This window comes from Streptomyces sp. P5F9, assembly GCF_057961495.1.
Window position 1 is genome coordinate 1 of sequence record NZ_JBXVPZ010000676.1, and the last position, 3,849, is coordinate 3,849.

Annotated in this window: 4 protein-coding genes; all 4 read left to right on the forward strand. The window is 70.1% G+C overall.

Translation table 11 applies throughout. From position 1 onward, the window contains the following. The first annotated feature begins 149 nt into the window (after positions 1-149). Positions 150-1,049 (forward strand): L,D-transpeptidase family protein, encoded by a 900-nt coding sequence (locus AC31A1_RS48275; protein WP_489659404.1) that lies wholly within the window; start codon positions 150-152, stop codon positions 1,047-1,049. Between the two features lie 55 nt (positions 1,050-1,104). Beyond that, positions 1,105-2,370, forward strand: coding sequence for an alanine racemase (alr, locus tag AC31A1_RS48280; RefSeq protein ID WP_489659405.1), 1,266 nt, complete (start codon positions 1,105-1,107; stop codon positions 2,368-2,370). Further along, positions 2,367-3,590, forward strand: coding sequence for an alpha/beta fold hydrolase (locus AC31A1_RS48285; protein WP_489659406.1), 1,224 nt, complete (start codon positions 2,367-2,369; stop codon positions 3,588-3,590). Before alr ends, AC31A1_RS48285 begins: the two co-directional genes overlap by 4 nt. 84 nt (positions 3,591-3,674) lie before the next feature. Then, positions 3,675-3,849: tRNA (adenosine(37)-N6)-threonylcarbamoyltransferase complex ATPase subunit type 1 TsaE (locus AC31A1_RS48290; protein ID WP_489659407.1), on the forward strand; the 175-nt coding region annotated here is incomplete at its 3' end.

A 3,849-nucleotide genomic window follows, 5' to 3' on the forward strand; every position in this document is an offset into this window, starting at 1 on the left:
TCACTGGGGGCTGCGCCCCCAGACCCCCCTTCGGCCTGAACGGCCTCGTCCTCAAACGCCGGACGGGCTGACAGTGAACGCTCGTCAATAAGGGTGACCCCTCCGCGCGGCACCCGGCTCCCGTCGTAACGCCGCGTTTCTCTGATCGCATGATCAGTACACGAATCGCGCACAGAAGTATCGCGGTGCTGCTCACCGCGGTGATCGCCCTCCCCATCGGGGCCGGTAGTGCCTGGGCGGACGGGCCGGTGCCGCCGGCCGCGGGGCCGGGGGAGACCGAGTTGGTGCCGGGGGTGCCGCCGGGGCCGTATCAGCCGTGGCAGATCGACACACCGGATCAGGCGCTCGCGCCGAAGGTGTACACGCCTACCGCCGAAGAGGACAGGGTCGAGCCGCGGGACGCCGCCGCGGGGACCTACGCGCTCGTCGAGTACGTGCCGATCGCGGACGCCGTCGCCAAGGTGACCTGCAGCAAGCAGACCGGGCCGTATCAGCGGAGCGTCGAACGGTGGCTGAAGCTCACGGTGGACGGGAAGCAGTCGAGCGGCGACTGCAAGGCCATCCGTGCCTTTCAGAAGAAGCAGGGCATCAAGCCCGCCATCGGGTTCGCCGGGCCTGTGACGTGGGCTCGTATGCAGCTCATCGGCGCCAAGAAGAATCCGAATGCCGCCCGGAAATGTCCCGTCCGCTCGTACCGCGTCGCCTGTGTCGATCTCGACCGTCAGCTCACCTGGGTGCAGAAGGGGAAGAAGGTCGTCTTCGGGCCTGTGCCCATGCGGAGCGGGCGGACCGGGCATGTGACCCGGGGCGGCTGGCACAAGATCTACTGGAAGCACAAGAACCACTGGTCGACGCTCTACAACAGCCCTATGCCGTATGCCCAGTTCTTCGACGGCGGCATCGCCTTCCACGCCGTCTACGGCAGCATCTACACCACCGTCGGCTCCTGGGGCTGCGTCAATCTGCGGCTGGCCGACGCGCGCAGACTCTGGGGCGTCCTCAAGAAGGGCGACCGTGTGTACGTGTGGGGGCACCGGCCCGGGAACTAGGGAACAAGGAGGGCTCAGAGGGGGTGTCAGTCCCCTCTGAGACACTGGGGGTGCCATGAACGAGACAGAGACACAGTCCACCGCACCGTTGCGCGCCCGCGCCGAGATCGATCTGGGCGCCCTGCGGGCCAACGTGCGGACTCTGCGCGCCCTCGCGCCGGGCGCGGCCCTCATGGCCGTCGTGAAATCCGATGCCTACGGCCACGGGGCCGTGCCCTGTGCGCGTGCCGCGGTGCAGGCGGGGGCCACCTGGCTCGGTACCGCCACGCCCCAGGAGGCGCTTGACCTGCGGGCCCGCGCCGGGCTGCCCGACGGCGTGCGGATCCTGTGCTGGCTGTGGACCCCGGGCGGGCCCTGGCGGGAGGCCGTCGAGGCCGATCTCGATGTGTCGGTGAGCGGGATGTGGGCCCTGGAGGAGGTCGTCGCGGCCGCTCGTGCTGCCGGGCTCCCCGCGCGCGTGCAGCTCAAGGCCGACACCGGGCTCGGGCGTAACGGGTGTCAGCCCGGCGACGACTGGGCCGAGCTGGTCGACTCCGCCCTGCGCGCCGAGAGCGACGGGCTTCTCCGTATTACCGGGCTCTGGTCCCATCTCGCCTGCGCCGACGAACCCGGGCATCCCTCCGTCGACGCCCAACTCGCCCTCTTCCGCGAGATGGTGTCGTACGCGGAGGACCGTGGGGTGCGGGCCGAGGTGCGGCACATCGCCAACTCGCCCGCCACGCTCACCCGTTCCGACTCGCACTTCGACCTCGTCCGGACCGGCATCGCCGTCTACGGCATCTCGCCCAGCCCCGAGGTGGGGTCCTCGGCCGACTTCGGACTGCGCCCAGTGATGTCCCTGAAGGCGTCCGTCGCGCTCGTCAAGCAGGTGCCCGGCGGGCACGGGGTCAGTTATGGACATCACTACGTCACGCCCGGTGCGACCACCCTCGGACTCATCCCGGTCGGATACGCGGACGGCATTCCGCGGCATGCCTCCGGTACCGGGCCCGTGCTCGTCGGCGGGAAGTGGCGGACCGTCGCGGGGCGGGTCGCCATGGACCAGTTCGTCGTGGACCTGGGCGGGGACGAGTTGGCGGCCGGGGCGGAGGCGATCCTGTTCGGGGCCGGTGACCGCGGTGAGCCCACCGCCGAGGACTGGGCGCAGGCCGCCGGCACCATCGCGTACGAGATCGTGACCCGCATCGGAACACGCGTTCCCCGCGTCTACGTCAATGAGGCCGTCGGAGAGATCGTCCCCGAGGTCGTCGGTGAGGTCATCCCCGGGTATGAGGGAGACGACGTAGCGCAGGGAAGTGACGTGAAGAGGAGCGGCACGTGAGCGAGAGCAGTGCGGAGGCGGTCGCCGCGGTCGCCTCCGCCGCCGCGGGGGCGGGCGGGAACTGGCGGAAGGTCACCGGTATCGCGGGCGCCGCGATAGGTGTGATCGCCGCCGGGGCCGCGGCCGGTGTCGCCATAGAGCGGATGACCGTCGGGCGCGGGATGCGCGAGCGGGCCCGGCTGGCGCTCGACTCCACCGGGCCGTACGGCTCGCTGCGCGGCACCCCGGGCACGGCCCAGGCCGACGACGGGACCGAGCTGTACTACGAGGTCGACGACATCGAGCCCGACGTCGCCGTCACGCCCAAGCGGCGGCGGCTCTTCGGGCGCAAGGCACCCGCTCCCGTCACTGTCGTCTTCAGCCACGGGTACTGCCTCAACCAGGACTCCTGGCACTTCCAGCGGGCCGCCCTGCGCGGGGTCGTGCGGACCGTGCACTGGGACCAGCGCAGCCATGGGCGTTCCGCGCGCGGGGTCGCGCAGCTGGAAGACGACATGCCGCTCACCATCGACCAGTTGGGGCGCGATCTGAAGGCCGTGATCGACGCGGCCGTGCCCGAGGGGCCGATCGTGCTCGTCGGGCACTCCATGGGCGGCATGACGGTGATGGCCCTCGCCGACCAGTACCCCGACCTGATCCGCGACCGGGTCGTCGCCACGGCCTTCGTCGGTACGTCCTCCGGGCGGCTCGGCGAGGTCAACTTCGGGCTGCCCGTCGCCGGGGTCAACGCCGTACGGCGGGTGCTGCCCGGTGTGCTGAAGGCGCTCGGGCAGCAGGCCGCGCTGGTGGAGCGGGGGCGGCGGGCCACCGCCGATCTGTTCGCCGGGATCATCAAGCGGTACTCGTTCGCTTCGCGGGACGTCGATCCAGCGGTCGCGCGGTTCGCCGAGCGGATGATCGAGGGCACGCCCATCGATGTCGTCGCCGAGTTCTATCCGGCGTTCACCGAGCACGACAAGACCGCCGCCCTGACCCACTTCAAGGACATGCCGGTGCTCGTGCTGGCCGGGATCGGCGATCTCGTCACGCCCAGTGAGCACAGCGAGGCCATCGCCGACCAGTTGCCCGACGCGGAACTCGTACTTGTGCCGGACGCCGGGCATCTGGTCATGCTGGAGCACCCGGAGGTGGTCATAGACCGCCTTGCCGATCTGCTCGCCCGCACTGGTGCGGTGCCACTTGCGGCTACCGTAAGTGGCTGTGACTCCGCCTCCTCCTGAGAGGTGGCTTCCAGCCTTACGGCTGCGGTCCAGCCCGAACCGATCCCTCGCGGAATGCAATCAGTGTACTACTGCAAGTGAGTGATGATGGAAGTGAGCACAGTGCACGACCCGGTTGAGGCCGAGCTGACCATCAACTCCCCCGAGCAGATGCGGGAGTTGGGACGCCGCCTCGCCAAACTGCTGCGCGCGGGCGACCTCGTGATGCTCACGGGCGAGCTGGGCGCCGGCAAGACGACACTCGCCCGGGGGCTGGGAG